Origin of the sequence: Marisediminitalea alba (assembly GCF_002993365.1) — a bacterium.
GTDB classification, from domain to species: domain Bacteria; phylum Pseudomonadota; class Gammaproteobacteria; order Enterobacterales; family Alteromonadaceae; genus Alteromonas; species Alteromonas alba.
In genome coordinates this window covers 2,532-3,791 of sequence record NZ_PVNP01000218.1, presented here as the reverse complement: position 1 = coordinate 3,791, position 1,260 = coordinate 2,532, and the positions used below count along the sequence as shown (strand labels likewise).

1 rRNA gene (cut by a window edge) is annotated in these 1,260 nt (G+C 49.9%); it reads right to left on the bottom strand.

Annotated elements, in window-relative coordinates:
- Positions 1-1,260, bottom strand: a 23S ribosomal RNA gene (locus C6Y40_RS23850) (its annotated part continues 285 nt past the right edge of the window); the annotation flags it as partial.

The window sequence follows — 1,260 nt, the reverse complement described above, 5'->3', positions numbered from 1 at the left end:
TTAGCCTTCTCCGTCCCTCCATCACTGATTATATAAGTACGGGAATATTAACCCGTTTCCCATCGACTACGCATTTCTGCCTCGCCTTAGGGGCCGACTTACCCTGCCCTGATTAGCATGGGACAGGAAACCTTGGTCTTCCGGCGTGCGGGTTTTTCACCCGCATTATCGTTACTCATGTCAGCATTCGCACTTCTGATACCTCCAGCAAACTTCACAGTTCACCTTCAGCGGCTTACAGAACGCTCCCCTACCCAGCATGTAAACATGCTGCCGCAGCTTCGGTATATTGCTTAGCCCCGTTACATCTTCCGCGCAGGCCGACTCGACTAGTGAGCTATTACGCTTTCTTTAAAGGGTGGCTGCTTCTAAGCCAACCTCCTAGCTGTCTGGGCCTTCCCACATCGTTTCCCACTTAGCAATATTTTGGGACCTTAGCTGGCGGTCTGGGTTGTTTCCCTCTTCACGACGGACGTTAGCACCCGCCGTGTGTCTCCCGGATAGTTCTCTTTGGTATTCGGAGTTTGCAAAGGGTTGGTAAGTCGGGATGACCCCCTAGCCTTAACAGTGCTCTACCCCCAATGGAATTCGTCCGAGGCTCTACCTAAATAGATTTCGGGGAGAACCAGCTATCTCCCGGTTTGATTGGCCTTTCACCCCCAGCCACAAGTCATCCCCTAACTTTTCAACGTTAGTGGGTTCGGTCCTCCAGTTGATGTTACTCAACCTTCAACCTGCCCATGGCTAGATCACCGGGTTTCGGGTCTATACCTAGCAACTAGACGCGCAGTTAACACTCGCTTTCGCTACGGCTCCCCTACATGGTTAACCTTGCTACTAAATATAAGTCGCTGACCCATTATACAAAAGGTACGCAGTCACCCCATCACTAAGCACCCTGCTTGATTTGGCGCGGTTTACCGTTGGCTGCTAAAGCAGGTCAACGTTAATCGTCATATCAAACGGTTGCACTTTGTGAGTCTCATCACTAAAGGCACTTAGTGATGGGGCTCCCACTGCTTGTACGTATACGGTTTCAGGTTCTATTTCACTCCCCTCACAGGGGTTCTTTTCGCCTTTCCCTCACGGTACTGGTTCACTATCGGTCAAATAGGAGTATTTAGCCTTGGAGGATGGTCCCCCCATCTTCAGTCAAAATAACACGTGTTCCGACCTACTTAATATGTAAACAAAGCAGCTTCATGTACGGGACTATCACCCTGTATCGTCCAACTTTCCAGAAGGTTCCACTACTACTTT